This is a genomic window from Moorena sp. SIO1G6 (assembly GCF_010672795.1).
Classification (GTDB): Bacteria; Cyanobacteriota; Cyanobacteriia; order Cyanobacteriales; family Coleofasciculaceae; genus Moorena; species Moorena producens.
The window spans coordinates 1-18,996 of record NZ_JAAHFZ010000006.1 but is presented as its reverse complement, the minus strand read 5'-3'; the positions used below and the strand labels follow the sequence as shown (position 1 = coordinate 18,996).

At 45.2% G+C, this 18,996-nt stretch carries 13 protein-coding genes and 15 tRNA genes; 9 read left to right on the top strand and 19 right to left on the bottom strand.

Annotation, left to right across the window (positions count from 1 at the left end; translation table 11 throughout):
• Positions 1–43: 43 nt before the first annotated feature.
• Positions 44–1,465: a GTP-binding protein gene (locus F6K63_RS07490; protein WP_287311481.1), complete on the bottom strand. Its 1,422-nt coding sequence runs from the start codon at positions 1,463–1,465 to the stop codon at positions 44–46.
• 248 nt (positions 1,466–1,713) lie between these two features.
• Between F6K63_RS07490 and F6K63_RS07485 the strand changes: the two genes are divergently transcribed.
• The gene (locus F6K63_RS07485) at positions 1,714–2,724 is read left to right on the top strand and encodes a GAF domain-containing protein (RefSeq protein ID WP_044494882.1); all 1,011 of its coding nucleotides are present in this window, start codon (positions 1,714–1,716) and stop codon (positions 2,722–2,724) included.
• A gap of 124 nt (positions 2,725–2,848) precedes the next feature.
• Here F6K63_RS07485 and F6K63_RS07480 read toward each other — a convergent pair whose 3' ends face one another.
• The 3 genes from F6K63_RS07480 to F6K63_RS07470 all read right to left on the bottom strand — a co-directional run bounded on the left by F6K63_RS07480 (position 2,849) and on the right by F6K63_RS07470 (position 3,839).
• On the bottom strand, positions 2,849–3,268 hold the full coding sequence (locus F6K63_RS07480) for a hypothetical protein (protein WP_008188611.1): 420 nt from the start codon (positions 3,266–3,268) through the stop codon (positions 2,849–2,851).
• 418 nt (positions 3,269–3,686) lie between these two features.
• Positions 3,687–3,758, bottom strand: a tRNA-Lys gene (locus tag F6K63_RS07475).
• A gap of 8 nt (positions 3,759–3,766) precedes the next feature.
• Positions 3,767–3,839: transfer RNA gene (locus tag F6K63_RS07470), tRNA-Lys, on the bottom strand.
• 281 nt (positions 3,840–4,120) lie between these two features.
• Here F6K63_RS07470 and F6K63_RS07465 point away from each other — a divergent pair.
• Together F6K63_RS07465 and F6K63_RS07460 are read left to right on the top strand one after the other, a co-directional pair.
• Positions 4,121–4,981, top strand: coding sequence for an RNA-guided endonuclease InsQ/TnpB family protein (locus F6K63_RS07465; RefSeq protein WP_008188613.1), 861 nt, complete (start codon positions 4,121–4,123; stop codon positions 4,979–4,981).
• A gap of 22 nt (positions 4,982–5,003) precedes the next feature.
• On the top strand, positions 5,004–5,438 hold the full coding sequence (locus F6K63_RS07460; protein WP_287311479.1) for an RNA-guided endonuclease InsQ/TnpB family protein: 435 nt from the start codon (positions 5,004–5,006) through the stop codon (positions 5,436–5,438).
• A 191-nt stretch (positions 5,439–5,629) separates the two neighbouring features.
• Here F6K63_RS07460 and F6K63_RS07455 read toward each other — a convergent pair.
• The 15 genes from F6K63_RS07455 to F6K63_RS07385 form a co-directional block, all read right to left on the bottom strand.
• Positions 5,630–5,703, bottom strand: a tRNA-His gene (locus tag F6K63_RS07455).
• A gap of 44 nt (positions 5,704–5,747) precedes the next feature.
• The gene (gene ybiA, locus F6K63_RS07450) at positions 5,748–6,224 is read right to left on the bottom strand and encodes a riboflavin biosynthesis intermediates N-glycosidase (RefSeq protein ID WP_008188429.1); all 477 of its coding nucleotides are present in this window, start codon (positions 6,222–6,224) and stop codon (positions 5,748–5,750) included.
• 189 nt (positions 6,225–6,413) lie between these two features.
• A tRNA-Thr gene (locus F6K63_RS07445) sits at positions 6,414–6,486 on the bottom strand.
• A 54-nt stretch (positions 6,487–6,540) separates the two neighbouring features.
• Positions 6,541–7,176, bottom strand: coding sequence for a hypothetical protein (locus F6K63_RS07440; protein WP_008188427.1), 636 nt, complete (start codon positions 7,174–7,176; stop codon positions 6,541–6,543).
• 365 nt (positions 7,177–7,541) lie between these two features.
• Positions 7,542–7,618 (bottom strand) — tRNA-Met (locus tag F6K63_RS07435).
• A 2-nt stretch (positions 7,619–7,620) separates the two neighbouring features.
• Positions 7,621–7,694 (bottom strand) — tRNA-Leu (locus tag F6K63_RS07430).
• 4 nt (positions 7,695–7,698) lie between these two features.
• Positions 7,699–7,772, bottom strand: a tRNA-Pro gene (locus tag F6K63_RS07425).
• A gap of 4 nt (positions 7,773–7,776) precedes the next feature.
• Positions 7,777–7,850 (bottom strand) — tRNA-Leu (locus F6K63_RS07420).
• 190 nt (positions 7,851–8,040) lie between these two features.
• Positions 8,041–8,113, bottom strand: a tRNA-Gln gene (locus F6K63_RS07415).
• A gap of 28 nt (positions 8,114–8,141) precedes the next feature.
• Positions 8,142–8,215: transfer RNA gene (locus tag F6K63_RS07410), tRNA-Phe, on the bottom strand.
• 31 nt (positions 8,216–8,246) lie between these two features.
• Positions 8,247–8,319 (bottom strand) — tRNA-Asn (locus F6K63_RS07405).
• Between the two features lie 4 nt (positions 8,320–8,323).
• Positions 8,324–8,398: transfer RNA gene (locus F6K63_RS07400), tRNA-Glu, on the bottom strand.
• Between the two features lie 4 nt (positions 8,399–8,402).
• Positions 8,403–8,473, bottom strand: a tRNA-Trp gene (locus F6K63_RS07395).
• Between the two features lie 4 nt (positions 8,474–8,477).
• A tRNA-Met gene (locus F6K63_RS07390) sits at positions 8,478–8,552 on the bottom strand.
• A gap of 171 nt (positions 8,553–8,723) precedes the next feature.
• Positions 8,724–8,797: transfer RNA gene (locus tag F6K63_RS07385), tRNA-Asp, on the bottom strand.
• Between the two features lie 575 nt (positions 8,798–9,372).
• On the opposite strand from F6K63_RS07385, the gene F6K63_RS07380 reads away from it, so the two are divergent.
• The 6 genes from F6K63_RS07380 (at position 9,373) to F6K63_RS07355 (ending at position 18,610) form a co-directional block, all read left to right on the top strand.
• The gene (locus F6K63_RS07380; RefSeq protein ID WP_008188423.1) at positions 9,373–10,116 is read left to right on the top strand and encodes an urease accessory protein UreF; all 744 of its coding nucleotides are present in this window, start codon (positions 9,373–9,375) and stop codon (positions 10,114–10,116) included.
• A gap of 278 nt (positions 10,117–10,394) precedes the next feature.
• Positions 10,395–10,520 (top strand): hypothetical protein, encoded by a 126-nt coding sequence (locus tag F6K63_RS07375; RefSeq protein ID WP_267872098.1) that lies wholly within the window; start codon positions 10,395–10,397, stop codon positions 10,518–10,520.
• A gap of 288 nt (positions 10,521–10,808) precedes the next feature.
• A complete protein-coding gene (locus F6K63_RS07370) occupies positions 10,809–12,062 on the top strand; it encodes a response regulator (RefSeq protein ID WP_008188422.1) in 1,254 nt (417 codons plus the stop codon).
• A 236-nt stretch (positions 12,063–12,298) separates the two neighbouring features.
• Entirely contained in the window at positions 12,299–12,670 is a 372-nt protein-coding gene (locus F6K63_RS07365; RefSeq protein WP_008188420.1) for a response regulator transcription factor, read from the top strand.
• 31 nt (positions 12,671–12,701) lie between these two features.
• The gene (locus tag F6K63_RS07360) at positions 12,702–13,262 is read left to right on the top strand and encodes a chemotaxis protein CheW (RefSeq protein ID WP_008188418.1); all 561 of its coding nucleotides are present in this window, start codon (positions 12,702–12,704) and stop codon (positions 13,260–13,262) included.
• Complete coding sequence (locus F6K63_RS07355) at positions 13,217–18,610, top strand: GAF domain-containing protein (protein WP_287311477.1); 5,394 nt, start codon at positions 13,217–13,219, stop codon at positions 18,608–18,610. Before F6K63_RS07360 ends, F6K63_RS07355 begins: the two co-directional genes overlap by 46 nt.
• Positions 18,611–18,996: the final 386 nt, after the last annotated feature.

The following is an 18,996-nucleotide window of genomic DNA, read 5'->3' as shown; positions in this document are numbered from 1 at the left end:
AAAATTTAGGTAAAATTATGGAAAATTAAGGAATTAAGTCTTATCACTCTACTAGCTGTCTTTCCAATTCTTGCCGCAGACGGAAAAGAATAGTGTCCGACTCCACCCGGTCTAGAATTTCTTTAATGACGGTACTTGCTCCTAGTGGTCCGAAAGAGCAACCTTGTTCGAGATAAACCTGTGCCGCTTGACCAACAGCATACGCCCCATAACCGGCAATTCCAGCTTGGGTAATTGCTGCCCCAGCAAAGGCACCCAAGCCACTCGGACCGATAACCACTGATGCACTCTTACCTACACCAAAAAGCACACTGGTACCCAGTTCACCTAGCAGTAAGCCTCCAGAACTGATCAAAATCTTTTGCCATAGCTTACCTGCTTCATAGCTAGTCATAGGTAGACCATACAGCCGCGCTAGAGAACGAATCATCACCAAGTCAGTCAGAGTACCCCCTAACACATCTAAAATTCCAATCGGATTGAGGGCGACTGCTAGTGCTTTGTACTTAGCAAACTGCCAGATTAAGTCTTCTGCTTCAGTTTTGTGTAACTCAATGGCTTTTTTGGCAATAGTATTCTGAGCATTGCGGGCTTGAAATAGAGCGTTGAGGGCTAAAATTGATCGCCCTTCTCGGTTAAGTAGACTGAAAATTTTCTGTTTGAGCTGATCCACATTCGGAGGTGGAGTTTCCCATTCATAAGTCACTCTACCATCAGGCCACTCCACCCGTACTTCCATAGAAGCTGGTTCTGCTGCCACTAGGACAATTTCATCCGCTGACAACATCTTTTGTAAACGCCGATCCTTGGGGCTACCGGTACTGAGTTTTTGCAACTGTTGATAAATTGCCTCCCGGTCTTGTTCTGGATAGAGGTCAATTTTGTTAAATACCAAGATTAGAGGCTTTTGACTTTGCCGCAGTTCACAAAGAGCTTGATATTCAGTGCGAGTGATATCACCAGCCACGACAAATAAAATTAAATCGGCTTGGGATACCACCTCCCGCGCCATCTGCGCCTTTACTTCTCCATGGATTTCGTCCAATCCTGGCGTATCAATCAACTCGAAGAGGACTTCACTTTCGGAGCTAGGTGTCCACCGTACCGACTTGGGCCATTGAGTGACACCGTGAATCGGACCAGTTTTAAGAATTTTTTGTCCCAGCAAAGCATTAATTACCGCTGACTTACCACGACTAACCAAACCAAAAGCGGCAATGCGAATCAATCCTTGGTCAAGTTTGTTTAGGCTAGATTGCAAAACCTCTAATTCAGTTTGCAGCAAGGCTTCCATTTCCACATCAGCAGGATTCCCCTGGGAACGATGAAAATTGGTGTACCAGGACAAGGCTTGCTGTAAACTGGCACGAGTGCGGTTGAAGAGAGTTTTCTGCTGGTTGTTGGTGCCATAGGATGTCTGATTACCACCAGCTGGTTTAGATTGGGAAGATCCAGGATAACTCAAGGTTAAATAGGGAAAGACCAGTTACAGTTACTATTTTTACCTAAGCCTTGATGAGAAAATACCCATTATCCGATAGCAATTACCTGATACCAAGTTGCAGTCAAAGAATAAACAAAAAGGAATTGGGAATTAGGAAATTTCCCCCAATTCCTCCTGACCCCATAGGTAAATTAAACGTCAACAACGCCACTTGCTATAAGCCTGTAGACTAATGTGGGATTGGCGCAGGCTGATTGATGGAGGTAAATATGAGTGATGTGAATAAATCTAAACAACAGCTGATTCAGGAAGTGAAAGCACTGCGCCGACAAGTGGATCAACTTAAAGCTACACGAATCGTCTTCAGTGCTCAACATCAGCTATTTAAAACCTATGCCACCATGATGCAAACCGCCTCTGGCTCCCTGATGCTTAGAGCTTTGTTACAAGATATACTCCACGTTGCTGGTCGGCTCACTAAGGCAGAGGAGAGTAGCCTGTTTTTACTCAATGCTGATGGTATGGTCACTGAGAGTCTTCTAGCTCGCGGTGCAACCCTCCCACGATATAAAAAGCAGATCATTGGTCAGGTTCTAGACCAAGGTTTAGCTGGTTGGGTTAGCCGCCATCGGGAAGTTGGGCTGATCACTGATACTATGGATGATGACCGCTGGCTTACCTTACCTGGTCAGCCCTATCAAGTACGCTCAGTATTAGCTGTTCCTATTCTCAGGGGCAAGAGGTTATTAGGCATTATCACCCTAATGCATTCCCAGGCGGAACACTTTGGTGCTAAATCTGCCCGTTTAATGGAAATGACTGCTGAGTCCATGGCTTTGATCTTAGAGAATGCTCAACTCCACAGTCAACAACAACACCTAGGGCAACAGTCTCCTCAGAACTATCAAGTTTTCTCCCCACCCAATCAGCTCACTGAGAGTTCAGATAATTTCTCTTCCCTGGGAATTTACATAATTTATAGTAAAGGCGATTTTCTATATGTTAATCCCAAAATGGCGGAAATTTTTGGCTATTCCTTTGGTGAACTTATTTCTCTGCAATCCTTACTACACGTGGTGGCAGAAGACAAGCGTAAATTTGTGGATGATCGAATAACTAATTGTCTTCAGGGTCAGGGTAAAAATCTCTACTTTACCTTTCCTGGTCAGTGTAAAGATGGCAGCAGGATTAACCTAGAAATTTATGGTTCCCGAACTAAATTATACGGTAAGTTAGTAATCATTGGAGCTTTGCGAAAACTTAATCATTTAAGGGGTTAAGTTCTATGATGTTTGCTCGATTATGTTTGCTCGATGGTGTTTCCTCTAGCAATACTATTGCCCTGAGATATAGTCATCGGCAGGTTTAAAAAAATAAGTTTTATAAAAATTATGGATAGTGTCTCTAATTTTTTGATAGTTTAGAGCTGATTCGCTTAATATTTCTGGAACGGCTAGCAATGGTAGCTTTCCCTTTACCGATTTGTACAAATACTTTACCAGAGAAAAGATTACTGAGAGCTGGGCGTTGGTAAACTACAAAATCATCTAGCTTTGATGTTTCCTCAAACCCCATCTCGGTCAGAGCATCATTGAGAGCAGCAGTAAAAACTTTCTTACTCCTGAATTCTAGGGATACTGTAACGGTTCGATTGAAGTAGGTACCTAATAAACCACCGATTAAGCCAAAAATTATACCAACACTATAGGGCATCCCTGTCACCAGACTTAGCCTCAAAACTTGCGAGGAAAAGACAGTGGTAATTAGGGTTGTACAGGTGAAGTAGTACAAGAATGTTATTAATAAACCAGGACCGAGCTGCATAGAAATTTTATTTGATGTTATAACTATACATTTGCCATTAGTTTAAGACATTTTGAATCTGTTTCAACAGGTGCGACCCGTGGCGAATTTAATTCTTAATGGGTCAAGCGCACCTTTGTTTTTTCCAGAGCGCGTTCGCGCTCTGCTGACCATCTCCATCTTCCGAGAGAGGTAAATCTCGGTCTCTATCCAGGGATGGATTGGGGTAGTGAACGGATTAACATACCTTAGTCTAGCTGATCAACTGGTTCACAGGGGTTGATCAAGTTAGCGATCGCTTTTAGCGGAAGCGAAGCTTCATCGCGTGTAAATCCCTTTCATCTGCCTAGGGTCTCATGGTCAATGGTTCCGCTAAAAGCCGTTAAATACCGGTTTGTCAAAGATACTGATTGTGCTGTTTAAATAGATGAATTATAAATGGGCGGTATAGGAGTCGAACCTATCTAGTACGGATTAAAAATCCGTTGCACAGCCGCTATGCCAACCACCCAGATTCTATGGGAATGACAGGAGTTGAACCTGCAACAATTCGGTTAAGAGCCGACTGCTCTGCCAATTGAGCTACATTCCCATCACAAAAGCAAAACCCCTCTGGGTCGAGTTGAACAACCACATCTAAAATTAGGACTGTCAGTGCCAGTTCCGCGCTTCAGAGGGAAATCCACCAGGGAGGTACTGACCCTCCTACCACTGCGTTATAAAAATCCTTTAGAGCCGAAAACCCCTTGTCTAATGACCGGGGATGAAGGCTCACAGCGGCTTGACGCGCCGTGAAAAAAACATTCTGAAACTTTCCAAATTTTTATTCTGAGTATGGTAAATTAAAATAATAACGGTAGAGGTCGATAACCGATGATCATATTAGAGTTTAAAGCGAAAGGCAAGAAACATCAATATTCTGCAATAGATGAGGCTATTCGGACAGTTAAATTCATCCGAAATAGTTGCCTAAGGTATTGGATGGACAATAAAGGGGTAAACAAATTTGACCTCAATAAATACAGTGCTGTCCTTGCTAAAAAATTCGCTTTTGCAAATGAGCTAAATTCTACCGCTCGTCAGTCCAGCGCTGAAAGAGCATGGTCATCAATTGCCCGATTCTTTGAAAACTGCAAGAAAAAAGTACCCGGAAAGAAGGGTTTTCCTAGGTTCCAAAAACACTGCCGCTCAGTCGAATATAAACAGTCAGGCTGGAAGTTGTCCCCCGACAATAAATCGATAACGTTTAGCGACAAAAAGGGAATTGGAAAGCTCAAACTCAAAGGTACATGGGACTTGTGGCGCTTTGACAAGAAACAAATAAAGAGGGTTCGGATAGTCCGTCGAGCTGATGGCTATTACGTTCAGTTCTGCGTCTCGGTTGATATTAATGAGCAGTTAAAACCTGCTGACGCCACCATTGGCTTAGATGTCGGCCTAAAGGATTTTTATACCGATTCTAGAGGAAATACTGAACCTAACCCCAGATTTTACAGAACGGGAGAAAAACGTTTAAAGTTTTACCAACGCCGGGTTTCCCGGAAAAAGAAAGGCTCATCCAACCGCAAGAAAGCAATTAATAGACTAGGTAGGACACACCTCAAAATAAGTAGGCAACGTGAAGAACATGCCAAGAGACTGGTTAGAAGTTACCGCAAGAAGAGTGCAGCCTTTATAGTTGGTAGGCTATGCATCAAAGGTGGCAGGTTTTGTTGTAAGGCTGCACTCTTCTAAGGTTTCGTCTCCGGCGCGTTGCGTGGTTCGATCTAACGATTTGGTCGCTTACGAAGATTTGAGGGTTAAAAATTTGGTTAAAAACCACTGCTTGGCTAAGTCTATTAATGATGCAGGTTGGTATCAATTTAGGAAATGGTTGGAGCATTTTGGAACCAAGTTTGGTAGGATCACTGTTGCAGTAAACCCCGCCTACACCAGCCAAAACTGCTCTGACTGCGGTGAAGTGGTCAAAAAGTCTCTGTCAACTAGAACCCATGTTTGCAAGTGTGGTTGCCAGTTAGACAGAGACCACAATGCCGCAATAAATATACTCCAAAAAGCCTTGGGTACGGTAGGGCATACCGGAACCTGGATCCTGGATCCGAACACTTTGGGAGATCTGTCCTCTACTCTTCCTGGTTCCGACCTGGTTGAGCAAGACGGTTCTGTGAACAAAGAATCCCCGCGTCTTTAGACCGGGGAGTGTCAACAGCACAGTGCCTCGCTTTTCGGCTTCTGGTGGCTAGAGGAAGATGGAGGAATCGAACCCCTACAACATCGCTGCCGTACCACGGTTTTCAAGACCGATTGCCGTCCACTCGGCGGCATCTTCCTTAAGGTGCGCTTTCCGTTGGCGAATTAAATTCGCCACGGGTCGCACCTAAGGGTGTCTGACGGGACTTGAACCCGTTATGACTGGTTCCACAAACCAGCGCCGCGACCACTTTGGCTTCAGACACCAAGTTGTTTAAAACAATACAAAGTTCTAATTATTTAGTGCTAATTATTTAGGATTGCTATCGTTAGCATCAAGTTCCTTGTCACGCAATATTGCCCTGACTGTCATTAAAATCTCTCCTAGTTTGTTTTTCCCACTACCATCAGCACCACAACCCCAGTAATAATCTATGGGTGAATTCTCAACAATTAGCTGATCACCTGTAGCAAGTAGTAACTGGCGAAGATCACCATGGGTTTCAAATTTTTGTAACACTCCTCGCTGCATAATCTCATCTTTGACTTTTTCCCAATCATCACGAAGAGGATGAGAGCGATTGCGTCCCATTTTTGCTGCTTCCTTTGGTGTTTTTGCCTCACGTATTTTGTCATACCAAGAGGAATCAGTAGTCACAAATTTTTGGGCTTGGAAGAAATGCTCACTAGTCGCCCACCACAATTCATCTAGCTCAAAGCCATGTCGGGAGAAGTTGGAAAAACAACCATAGGGTTTTTGGCGAGTACCGTAAAAATAGATTGTCATAATTGTTGCTGAATAATGAGAATGCTGACCACTCAGCCAGGTGGAAACCTCAAGGTTTTATGGAACCTAAAACCATAGTCCCTGGATTTTATCGATGGTTGACTTTTATGGTTTGAAGGTTGATAAGCTAAGGTTTGATGATTGAGGTTTAAGGGTTAACCGTTAACCTTTGACCTTTAAATTTAGCTTAAGATGGAGTCGGATTTGAACCAACAATCAATGATTACAAATCATATGCTCTACCAATTTGAGCTATCCATCTTACTTAAAAACCATAAATTTAGAGATTTTCGAGTGACCAGCACGCATCACCATTTTAATCAGGAATTTCGATCATTGTCCTAGCATTGCTGATCGAGAGTACTCGATCAACTGTTGACTTGAACTGTTCAATAAAGGTTTGTCGTCTTTCAAGTTCTTCAGCCAGGTTAGTAGGATCCAGTAGTTCAACCCCTTCTCTAGCTAGAAAGCTATCTGACAAGGATTGATACTTCTGTGAACCAACCGATGCATTCTGTCCTAGCACTTCCAGAGCTAGTTTATCAAGTCTGTCTTTGACTCGTGCTTGTGCCGTCTTATAGTGATTCAGGGTTTTAGTATATGCTGACTGCATAGTACCGATAACTGCTTCATAATACATGATAAACATCTTCATCTCAATGGCTTCTGCCACAGTCATCTCTTGGTCAGCAACCGTAACCATTGTAGACGCATTGGATAAGACAATTACTCTCTTGATCGTCCGCCTTCTGGCAATCAAGGCATCCACTTTTTGCAAAGCTGCTTTAGCTTTTATCTCATAATCTTCTCGTGATTTGAAGCCTGTTGGCACTTGACCGACTTCAACCACAGAAATTAAGGTGTTGTTGTCCAAAGCTGCTCTGGCTGAGTCAATGCGCTTTTGCAGCAAGGTCAACTCTGCTAGAGCATCTGTGACAGTCATAGTTGTCATTTTACCCTCCTTATCTCTTCATTTGTATCTCCTAGCTCATCACTTGTCAACCATGGTGTTAGTGTCAGCATTCAGCTCTCAGCTGTCAGCCGTCAGATTAAAATAAACTTCGTTCGCGTACCGTGCGCATCCCACAAACGGTAGAATTGAATAGTTCGACATTAATGACAATTGAAAGTCTGGTAAAAAGCCCATTAAGCATCCCGCATAAGCTGATAGCTGATAGCTGATAGCTTACGTTATTTGTTATTTGTTATTTGTTATTTATTATTTGTTACTTTATAGTTTTTACTTGACAAACCCCTTTCAATAACTTTCAATAATAAGTATTCAACCAGAGATGATATTACATCATGGCTGCAAATTGGTGGCAGGGGTGAGAATTGCACTCACTGATTTCCAGGTTATGGGCCTGGCGAGCCTACTCTTGCTCCATCCCTGCGATACCCCTGGCAGGATTTGAACCTGCAAGACACTCGTTCTGGGGGAGTGATGTCTACCAATTGCATCACAGGGGTAAAGTCGGGGTGACAGGATTTGAACCTGCGACATCTTGCTCCCAAAGCAAGCGCGCTACCAAACTGGGCTACACCCCGTTAGTACTCCTGGTGGGAGTCGAACCCACAACTGACCGTTTTTAAAACGGTCGCCTCTGCCAATTGGGCTACAGGAGCATATTTGATACCAAGTTGCTATCAAAATTGATTTGGTTTGAAGGTTGAACGCGATCGCGTGGCCTTAAGGCCTACGGTTGTTTGGTTGTTCGCCTTTGGCGTCCGAAGTAGGGTAGGTTGTTTGGTTAAAGCTTACAACCGGTTAACCTTCAACCGGTTAACCTTCAACTGCTTAACCTTCAACAATAGAATGCCGGAGTTGGACTCGAACCAACCTCTCCGTGATTCAGAGTCACGGCGACTTGCCAATCGTCCATCCGGCATTGAGCACTTGCAATAGCAAGTGACAGCCCCCCAAGGTCGGCATCGAACCGACGACCTCTCGCTTTTCAGGCGAGCGCTCTACCCAACTGAGCTACCGGGGGATACAAAGGAGAAAGATCAAACCCCTCCTGACTGCCCTGGCAGGGATCGAACCCGCGACCATCGAGTTAACAGCTCGCTGCTCTTCCAACTGAGCTACAGGGCATTCATCGTGCCGACGGGGATCGAACCCGCAATCACCTGCTTGAAAGGCAAGCGGCTTAACCAAATTTGCCTACGGCACGGGAGCGCGGAGACTGAGATTTGAACTCAGATCAACGGTTTTGGAGACCGTCATGTTGCCAGTTACACCATCTCCGTATGTGGTAGCAGCGGCGGGACTTGAACCCGCACCCACCTGGTTATGAGCCAGACGCTCTACCTTTGAGCTACGCTGCTTGGAGTCACTGCTTGGAGTCACTGATTGGAGCAGGATTTGCACCTCCAACCGATAAAAGCGACTGCAAAGAGCGATGCAGAGGTGCGACCCGTGGCGAATTTAATTCGCCTACGGAAAACGCACCATTACGGTCTTGGGGGTTTCCCCCATGAGCGACTGCATCAAGACAGCGAGGCTGACGGGAATCGAACCCGCGACTTCCTGTTCGACAGACAGGCGCTCTGACCGTCTGAGCTACAGCCCCAGGACTTGAGCAGTTTATCCGTTGGAGTTTAGATCAATCTTTTAGATAAATCTTTGAGTTCACTCTGTGGGGAATCAACCCAAGGGTCTATCCCCACGTGATGAGCAAACACAGTTATATCCAAACATGAATCAAAAGGTATGTTACATATTTAGTTGTCAAGGTTCGGTGTAAGCTTTGGGATTCGAGCTTTTTGACTCTTTCCTCTGCGCTCTGTTTATATACTACATAAATACTACAAGCGGTGTCAAGGGTTTGGGCAAACTTTTTTTGGAAATTTTTAGGAGTTATGTGGATAGTCCCCAAAAACCATACATGTAGTGTTTTTAGATAAAAATACACACTATATATATATTTAGGGGGGTAACTCCTCATTGCTAGAGGGGCAAGGGATGGTTTAACCGATGTAATGGATGACAGGATCGAGCAGGTCTCGATCAGGAGAAACATGTTACTCAGTTGTTACTGGTGCCTCTTCCCCCTCTTCGGTCTCTTCTTCAATCCTGAAGGAGGGTGGGATTGGGATTCGGTATGATGTACAGACAGTGCACTATGGCAATAAGCAACAAGCAAGAATGCATTTAGATCCCCTAGTCCCTAATTCTTTGTTGAATCTTTTGCAACTGGCTAGTCCCGTACTACCAGTGGGTGCTTACGGCTATTCCGAGGGTTTGGAAACGTTAGTTGATATTGGTGTGATTCACAACCAGGCTACTCTGCACCAGTGGCTAGAGCATCAACTGCGCTATGGAGCCATTCGATTAGAAGGTTATGTTATGGTCCGAGCTTACGAAAGTTATGGCAAAGGGGATTTAGAGGGTTTGAACTACTGGAATGCTTGGGTAAGTGCTGCTAAGGAAACTGCTGAATTGCGGACGCAAAGTTGGCAGATGGGTAACTCGTTGATGCGGTTACTGCTGGATTTGCACCCACCCAGTGAAACCATTGTGGAGAGAACTCATGTAACCTCTGAAGCAAATGTAATCTCTCTACACGATGTAGCATCAGCTGTGGGTCAACCCTGTAATTATGCGATCGCGTTTGGGATTGGGGCTGCTCACTGGCACATTGACATTACAGCCACAGTCTTAGGTTACTTACATAGCTGGGCATCTAATGTGATCGGTGCTGGGGTCAAAGTGATTCCCCTTGGTCAAACCGTTGGTCAACAGCTACTCCTAGCACTCAACCATAGACTTACTCTGACCACCGAAGATGTTTTAACTTTGGCGGATGAAAAATTAAGTAGTTGTGGCTGGGGATTAGCCCTGGCAAGTATGGCTCACGAAACTCAGTACACACGATTATTTCGCAGTTAATTCTTTTGAAAATAAATAATCCTTTTTTTAAAGACTTAATAAAGTTAGCTATATTTTGTTGCTGATGTTACTGAGAGATGCTAGATTTTCTAGTTAGCAAAGTATCCTACGACAATTAGCGTATCTTAAGACTTATATCATAGTTATGATTAAGCCAGAATAAATAAAGTTAAGTTTAATTAATTTTATTTAAAAAACAACCTTAATGAAGCTAAAATTTATCAAGGTCAGCTACTAATTTACCTTCATTTTGGCTAACCGAGTTTTGCTTATGGTTAGTGAAACTCGATAATGGTGCATCTCCACAACCTTGGCTTGACTTGTCTGCTAACATTACCAGTTTGGTGCATTCCTACAAAACCATGATTTACGGAAAACTGGGCGAAAAACCCGATATTTTGTAAACAATATACAAATATAGTGGCTGCGTAAGTTCTGAAAACTATACACAATATCAGGATTCACAATATTATAATTCACAATATTACCTATTAGGTATCTAGGTATCTAGGTATCTAGGTATCTAGGTATCTAGGTATCTAGGTATTAATTAAAACAGGAACTATTGACAACATCGGTGCTAATAGAGGCGCTATAAAACTATGATTATTACTTGTTAATTATTCATTTTTAATTGTTAGTTAATAGTTACTAATTACTAGTGGCATTGCTATATATCCATAGAGACACCAATGACGACTGACAAATTATTGACTACCGACAAACTGGCACAACAGATTCAAGCTTGCGCAAAGGCGCAATTGACTGGTCGGTTGAAGATTAAAGATCCCCACGGTCAGCAGTGGAGTCTTTCTTTCCACTTGGGTCGTTTGATTGGGGGTGCTAGTAAAATGCATCCGATTCGTCGTTGGTGTCGGCAGTTGTCTGTACACTGCCCAGAACTATCAGCATTTCCTGTGTGTCAGGGATCGTCGGTTCAGCCGGTGTATTGGGATTACCCATCTCTAGCAGAACTAGTCAGACAGGGGAAAGTACCGCTAAAACAGATGAGGTCGGTTGTTGTTGGCAACTGTACAGAAATAGTTTTCGATATCATCCAACGGCAGGAACAACTCCGCTGTGGTTCATCAGAGCAACTAACTTACAGGCAGATTCCTCAAGACACTATTGATTCAACCTCTGATTCAACGTCTGATTTAACCTTTGATTCAAAGTTGGTAGTAATTCGAGCTGATCAGATTTGGCAACAGGCAAGCCTTGCTTGGGAGCCTTGGCAACAGGCTGGTTTGGTAAATATTTCCCCTTCTTTGGCTCCGGTGATCTGGGATGCTGACAAATTGCGACAGCAGACCTCATTACTTGCCTACCACAATCTAACTACCTTGGTGGATGGCGATCGCACTTTGAGGGATTTAGCTCTCAAGTTGAAACAGAATCTTTTGGCTCTGGCCCAATCAATCATGCCCTACATCCGAGATCAGGTGATGGGTCTGATCGAGGTTGGGGACTGGCGCTGTGATACTCACTTTACTAAAGCCACTAACCCAATGCCAGAAAATGCTCGAAGGTTTGGAGGACCAGTAATGACATTACCAGCTAGTCCCTTGGTAGTTTATATCGAAGACAGCCACATCGATCGGCTGACCATGAGTCAAATTCTTGCCAATGCTGGCTATCGATTTATCAATGTTCAAGACCCCATCAAAGCCTTGCCGACCTTGCTAAAGTGCAAACCACAGCTGATCTTCTTGGATTTGGTCATGCCAGTTTTAAACGGGTATGAAGTCTGTGCACAAATTCGTCGGGTTTCGGTGTTTCAAGACACGCCAGTGATTATGGTCACCAGTAATGACGGAATTGTAGACCGAGTGCGGGCAAAGATGGTCGGTTCTACAGACTTTTTAGCAAAGCCTATTACTCGGTCAAAGGTATTGACAATTCTACAAAGGTATCTCGGGGTTAGTCGTAATATCCTGTCCGGTTGACTACTTACTTTAATACTTTAGCAAAGTGAACAGGGAGTAGGGAGTAGGGAACTTTCGATAAAAAATTATCACAATTAATTGAGTATACCTATTAAAGTACTAATTATTAATTTTTTTATTGTAAATTAAAAAAATTGCAAATCAGGGCAAATATATTATAATATAAATAATATTTACTAGTTATAATATATCAAAAAAAATTAACAGACTCAATACTTTTATATTCAAAAAAAATTATGACTACAGTCCTTTTGGTTGAAGATAGCTTGACAGAAAATGAGATGCTAAGTGGTTACCTCAGAGAAGCTGGTCTCAAGGTAGTTAGTGTCACAAGTAGTGAGGATGCCCAGATCAAACTCCAGTCCCAGAAACCAGATGTGGTGATTGTTGATGTTATTTTGCCAGGACAAAGCGGGTTTGAACTGTGCCGGGAACTCAAGACTAATTCCAACACCCAAACCATCCCAGTGGTGATTTGCTCAACTAAAGGAACTGATGCCGACAAACTCTGGGGTTCGATGCTGGGAGCTGATGCCTATTTACCTAAACCGATAAACCAACAAGAACTAATACAAACAATCCAGCAATTGTTAGGCATTAGGTCTTAGGTATTAGGTCTTAGGTCTTAGGTATTAGATAATGTTGAACTCCCTTGACCCAGTGGTAACACAAACCAATCTTGACCTACTGAATTTAGATCCACTAACCCCAGAAACCCGAGTGCGGTTGCTGCGTTTTCCTCTTGGCTTTGAGGATAGTATTCTGTTGCCCCTAGAGCAGATTACAGAAATTATCAGGGTGAATCTGCCGGACGTTCTGCTGGTGCCGGAAATGCCCAGTTGCATTTTGGGAATTGGTAATTGGCGCTCAGAAATGCTCTGGTTGGTAGACCTAAACCAGCTGCTTGGCTATCCACCTTTGTCGGAGCAAGGGCAAGTTTCCCTATCTCCTGTGGCAATAGTGGTTCAGGTCAATGACCAGTCTGTGGGTTTGGTGGTGTCGCAAGTAAATGATATTGAGTTACATGAATTGGAGCAACTCCAGCCACCGGCTTCTGGCTTATTTCCTCCTAGGTTACTGCCTTTTGTCCTGGGGTACCTACCTGGGAATGGCGGTGCAGTCTTGGATGTCACGGCTATTACTCAGTGTCCCCTATGGCAGACACATCAAGCAGGGGAGTCTTGGGGAGGGGAGTCTTGAGGTTTTTCGACTTAGCCTCCTCCGAGATCTGGCAATTGATCAGGGCAATTATGACGAGTTTTGATCAACCAAATCAATCCCATCAAACCAATTATGACTGGTTGGCAAGCTCGTCACTAACTCTGCCCATTGAACAGTCGATTGGCAGGGTTACTACCGACTCGATTGCCTCTGAGATGCCATCATGGTCGGAAATTTTACCATTACCAGATGTTGAACAAACCGAAACTATAACTATGCCACAATTTGAGAAATTTGATCAATCTGAGGAAATACTCAGTTCTAAGTCCCAACTTAATCAATCATCGAGTAATGGCAATGGCAAGGGGACACCTACCGGGGTGAAGTTCCACCTAGCCGTGGATATTGAGCAACACTGCAAGGGTGAGCGGCAGTGGTTATTCCACCTGGCCACTCAGATGCGCAAAGCAGAAACTAGTGATGCCCTGTTGAGAACCACAGTGACTGAGGTTAGTCAGGGTTTACGGGTAGACCGAGCCTTGATTTTTCGCTTCCAGTCCGAGAATCGGGGTACAGTGCTAGTTGAGTCGATGGTGGGTGGCTATACTCCCAGTCAGGGGGAGTACCTACCAGTGATTGCTTTTGGGGCAGAGAATCCCTCAGCCTACGAGGAACAGGAAGTTGTAGCCCTTAATGATATTAATGACCGGGCTCTGAGTCCGTTTCAACTCCAACTGCTAGAACGATTCCAGGTCAAAGCCAGCTTAAGTCTACCGATTTTGATCGATGGGCAATTGTGGGGCTTACTGGTGGTGCAGCAATGTTCTGGTTCCCGGGAATGGCAGGAAGCTGACATTAGTCTGCTCTACCAAGTTGTTACTGAACTGAGGCTAAGTCTACAGCCAGTGGAATCTTTTACCCGACGGCGAGAGCAGGTGAAGCAGGAAAAGGTCTTGGCTCAAATCTTGGCCACAATTCCACCGTCTTCTGATCCCAATATTGCCCTGGGCAACATTTGCCACGAACTACGCCTGTTTTTCAAGGCTGATCGGGTAGTGGTTTATCGCTTCAATCGAGACTGGAGTGGTGAATTTGTGGCTGAGTCGGTTGCAGAGGGTTGGGTGAGCCTGCTCCAAGACCAAAAGCAAAATCCTAACCTGACATCACCAGATCTATTGTCCTCTAAGCGCTGTACGGTCAAGCAAATCGGATCCGTGGCCAGCCCTACGACCGATACCTATTTAAAGCAGACACAAGGGGGCAGCTATTTCAAAAGTCAGCAGGTACAGCGAGTTGACGACATCTATGCCGCTGGTTTTTCACAGTGCTACATTGAAACCTTAGAAAAATACCAGACCAATGCTTATATTATAGCCCCAATCTTTGATGGTGAACACCTCTGGGGCTTATTTGCCGTTTACCAAAACTCTCGCCCTCGGCGCTGGCTTGATAGTGACGTCGTGCTGCTGTCACTACTCAGTGACCGTCTCAGTAGTATTCTCAAGCAATTGGACATTGTAGCCCAGCTACAGGAGAAATCCGACCAACTGGATATTGCGGTTAAGGGGGAAAAAATAGCAAATCGCTTGCTTGATAAGATACTTAAGAGTTCCGACATCAACAGTGTTTTCCAGACCGCTACTCAAGAAATCCGGCAGCAGCTCAAGTGCGATCGCGTGGCTGTGTATCGCTTCAATCCTGACTGGAGTGGTGAGTTTGTGGCTGAAGATGTGGCACACGGTTGGATACCGTTAGTTGGACCGAGTATTAAAAAAGTCTGGCGCGATACTTATTTGGAGGACACCGAAGGCGGTCGGTATCGCCACAATGAAACCTTAGCGGTTAATGATATTTACAAGGTTGGTTACGATCAGTGTCACATTGACCTGTTGGAGCAATTTCAGGCTAAAGCTTATGTGATTGTACCGATTCTGCAAGGAGAAACCCTGTGGGGTTTACTCGCAGCTTACCAAAACAATCGCCCTCGTCACTGGCAGAAAATGGAGGTGGGTATACTGGCTCAGATGGGCCGACAATTTGGGGTTGGCCTCCAGCAAACGGAGTATCTTGAGCAACTGCGCGCAAAATCCAGCCAACTGCTGAAGGCTGCAGATCTAGAAAAATCAGCGGTCAGAGTCATCAACAAGATCCGGCAATCTCGGAAACTGGAGACGATTTTCAAGACTACAACCATAGAAATCCGTAAGCTCCTGATGGCTGACCGGGTGGGTCTGTTTCGCTTTGACCCTGACTCCGATTTTAATGATGGAAAGTTGGTGTCGGAAGATGTGGTCTCAGGGTACGATGCTATGCTGGGCAAGAAGATTCACGACCATTGCTTTAGTCAAAAGTATTCCCGCCACTATGTCGAAGGGCGAGTACACGCAGTTGCTGATATCTACAATGGGGACCTGAGCGATTGCTACATTGAGCTGCTAGCTCAGTTTCAAGTCCGGGCTAACCTGGTGGTGCCATTGCGTAAAGGATCTGAACTGTGGGGATTTTTATGCATTCACCAATGCAGTAAGCCCCGTCAATGGCAGGAGTATGAGATTGATTTTGCCAAGCAGATTGCCCTACACTTTGAAGTTGCCCTACAACAAACAGAGTACCTGGCGCAAGTAGAGGCCAAATCCACCCATGTAGCTAAAATCGCACAGATGGAGCGAGCGGTAGTTGGAATCATCAACAAGATCCGTCAGTCTCGAAACCTGGATACCATTTTCAAGACAACCGCTATCGAAATTCGCAAGCTTCTTCAGGTTGACCGGGTGGGTGTATTTCGGTTTTACCCTAACTCTGGCTTTGATGATGGGGAATTGGTATCTGAGGATGTGGCATCAGGCTACGATGCCATACTAGGAACCAAAGTTACCGACCACTGCTTTGGTGAACAGTATGCCCCTCACTACACCGAAGGACGAGTGCAAGCGGTTGCTGATGTCTACAATGCCGGACTGAGCGATTGCCATATTGAGCTGCTGGCTCAGTTCCAAGTCCGGGCTAATCTGGTTGTGCCCCTACTTCAAGGACCTGATTTGTGGGGATTGTTGTGCATTCACCAATGCAGTCAGCCCCGTCAATGGCAGGAGTATGAGATTGATTTTGCCAAGCAGATTGCCCTGCACTTTGGGGTAGCCCTACAGCAATTGAGCTACCTGGATCAAGTGGAGGCCAAATCCCACCAGCTTGCCCAAGCTGCTGTGCGGGAACGAGTAGTCGCAAGCCTTAGCAACCATTTGTCCCAGTCTGTAGATGTTTACAGTGTCTTCCAGAGCATTACCAAAGAGTTGCGGCAAGTGTTGGGAGCTGACCGGGTAGTGATCTATCGCTTCAACTCCGACTGGAGTGGTGAGTTTGTGGCGGAATCCGTTGCCCCTGGCTGGCTTTCCCTAATCACTGAACAAGAAAGAGACGACCGCCTGAAGGTGGAGACAACGGCTTCTGAGCGCTGCACAGTTACAGCCCTGAGTGTTAATTCTCTGTCTAATGTTGATACCTGCTTGCAAGAAACCCAGGGTGGGGACTTCGCCCGAGGTGACCGCTTCAAGCAGGTTGATGACATCTATGCCATTGGTTTCTCTCCTTGCTACATCAACACTCTGGAACAATACCAAGCCAGGGCATATCTGATTATGCCGATTTTCCAAGGTGAAAAGCTCTGGGGGCTGCTGGCGGCTTACCAAAATACGGGACCCCGTCAGTGGCAAGATACTGATGTCACCCTCATGCTCCAGATTAGTAATTCCCTGGGATTAGCCTTGCAGCGATCCCATTACCTAGATCAGTTGCGAGCCCAATCTAGCCAACTCACCAAAGCGGCTTTTATTGCTCAGGGGGTAACCAAAATAGTCGGTAAGCTATTCCAGTCTCGGGAGGTAACTAAAATCTATGGTATCACAACCCAAGAAGTCCGGCAGTTGCTCAAATGCGATCGCGTAGCCCTCTATCAATTCAATCCTGATTGGACTGGTGAGTTTGTGGCTGAGGCAGTTGCCACCGGTTGGTTACCATGGGTGGGAGCGGATATCCAAGCCTTCTGGCCCGATACTTATCTACAAGACACCCAGGGAGGTCGGTATCGCAATCGTGAAAGCGTGGCAGTTGATGACATTTACACCTTTGGTTATTCTGACGGTTACCTGGAAACCTTGGAGCAATATGAGGTTAAGGCTTATATGCTGGCACCAATTTTTCTAGAAGGAACCTTATGGGGTTTACTGGCTACCTACCAAAATACTGGTGCTCGTAACTGGCAAGAGTTTGAACTCAACGCCCTGGCTCAGATTGGGGTGCAAGTGGGGGCAGCCCTGCAACAGGCTGAGTATCTGGCACAAATCCAGAACCAGTCCCAGCAGCTGACCAATGCCGCACAACGGGAGAAAGCCGACAAAGAAGCGGTACAGCGGGAGGTAATGCAGTTGCTCTCAGCAGTGCGGCCAGCTCTAGAAGGAGACCTCACTGTCCGAGCTCCGGTAACCAACAATGAAGTAGGTACCATTGCTGATGCCTACAACAACACCTTACAAAGCCTGCGCCGGATCGTGACTCAAGTCCAGCAAGCCTCCAGGAAAGTTGCCCAAACGTCTGTTGACAGGGAATCCTCCATTGCTTTGCTCACAGCCCAAGCCCAGCAACAATTTATGGCTCTCGGTGAAGTCTTAGAGCACATCCAGACCATGGTTAATTCTACAGAAGCTGTAGGTCAGAGTGCTCAACAGGTAGAAGTGGCAGTCCAAACCGCTAACCAAACCCTCCAAGCAGGGGATGCCGCCATGAACCGTACCGTAGATGGAATTCTGGAAATCCGGGAGACAGTGGCAGAAACCAGCAAACGGCTCAAGCGCCTGAGCGAATCCTCCCAGAAGGTTTCGAGGGTAGTGAACCTGATTAGCAACTTTACTAATCAGACCCAATTGCTAGCGTTGAATGCAGCCATTGAAGCCACAAGAGCCGGTGAGTATGGACGGGGTTTTGTAGTTGTTGCCGATGAGGTGCGTTCTCTAGCCCGTCAGTCAGCCGAAGCCACCACTGAGATCGAGCAGTTGGTGCAGGAGATCCAGAAGAGTACTGCTGAGGTATCTACAGCCATGGATAAAGGTATTCAACAGGTTGCCCAAGGAACCGCAATGGTACAAGATACCCGTCTAACTCTCAATGCCATTGTTGAAGCCACCAGCCAAATCAGCCAGCTCGTAGACGGTATTACCCAAGCAACCCAGGTACAGACCGAAGAGTTCCAATCAGTGACCCAAACCATGACTGAGGTTGCAGGAATTGCCAACAAGACTTCTGAGGATGCCATAGAAATTTCTACCTCTTTCCAAGAACTCCTCGCCATGGCTCAGAATCTTCAAGCCAGTGCTGACCAGTTCAAGGTTGAGTAGTTATTTGCCTTGCTAAGATTAATTTTAGCAAGGCAAAAGGCAAAAGGCAAAAGGCAAAAGGCAAAAGGCAAAAATAGACTAGAATATATATTTTTGATTGGATTTTATGATGATAACTAACTTTTAAACAAAAACTTAGTTAATATTGGCAATTATTGTTTAAACAAAAACCAATTAAATAGAGGGTTTAATTAAAACAATAATCACTAATGATACGAGCATTTTTTAGTCTAATCCGGTAGAGATATTTTGTTTTATACCGATTCCCGATTCCCGATTCCCGATTCCCGATTCCCGATTCCCGATTCCCGATTCCCGATTCCCGATTCCCGATTCCCGATTCCCGATTCCCGATTCCCGATTCCCGATTCCCGATTCCCGATTCC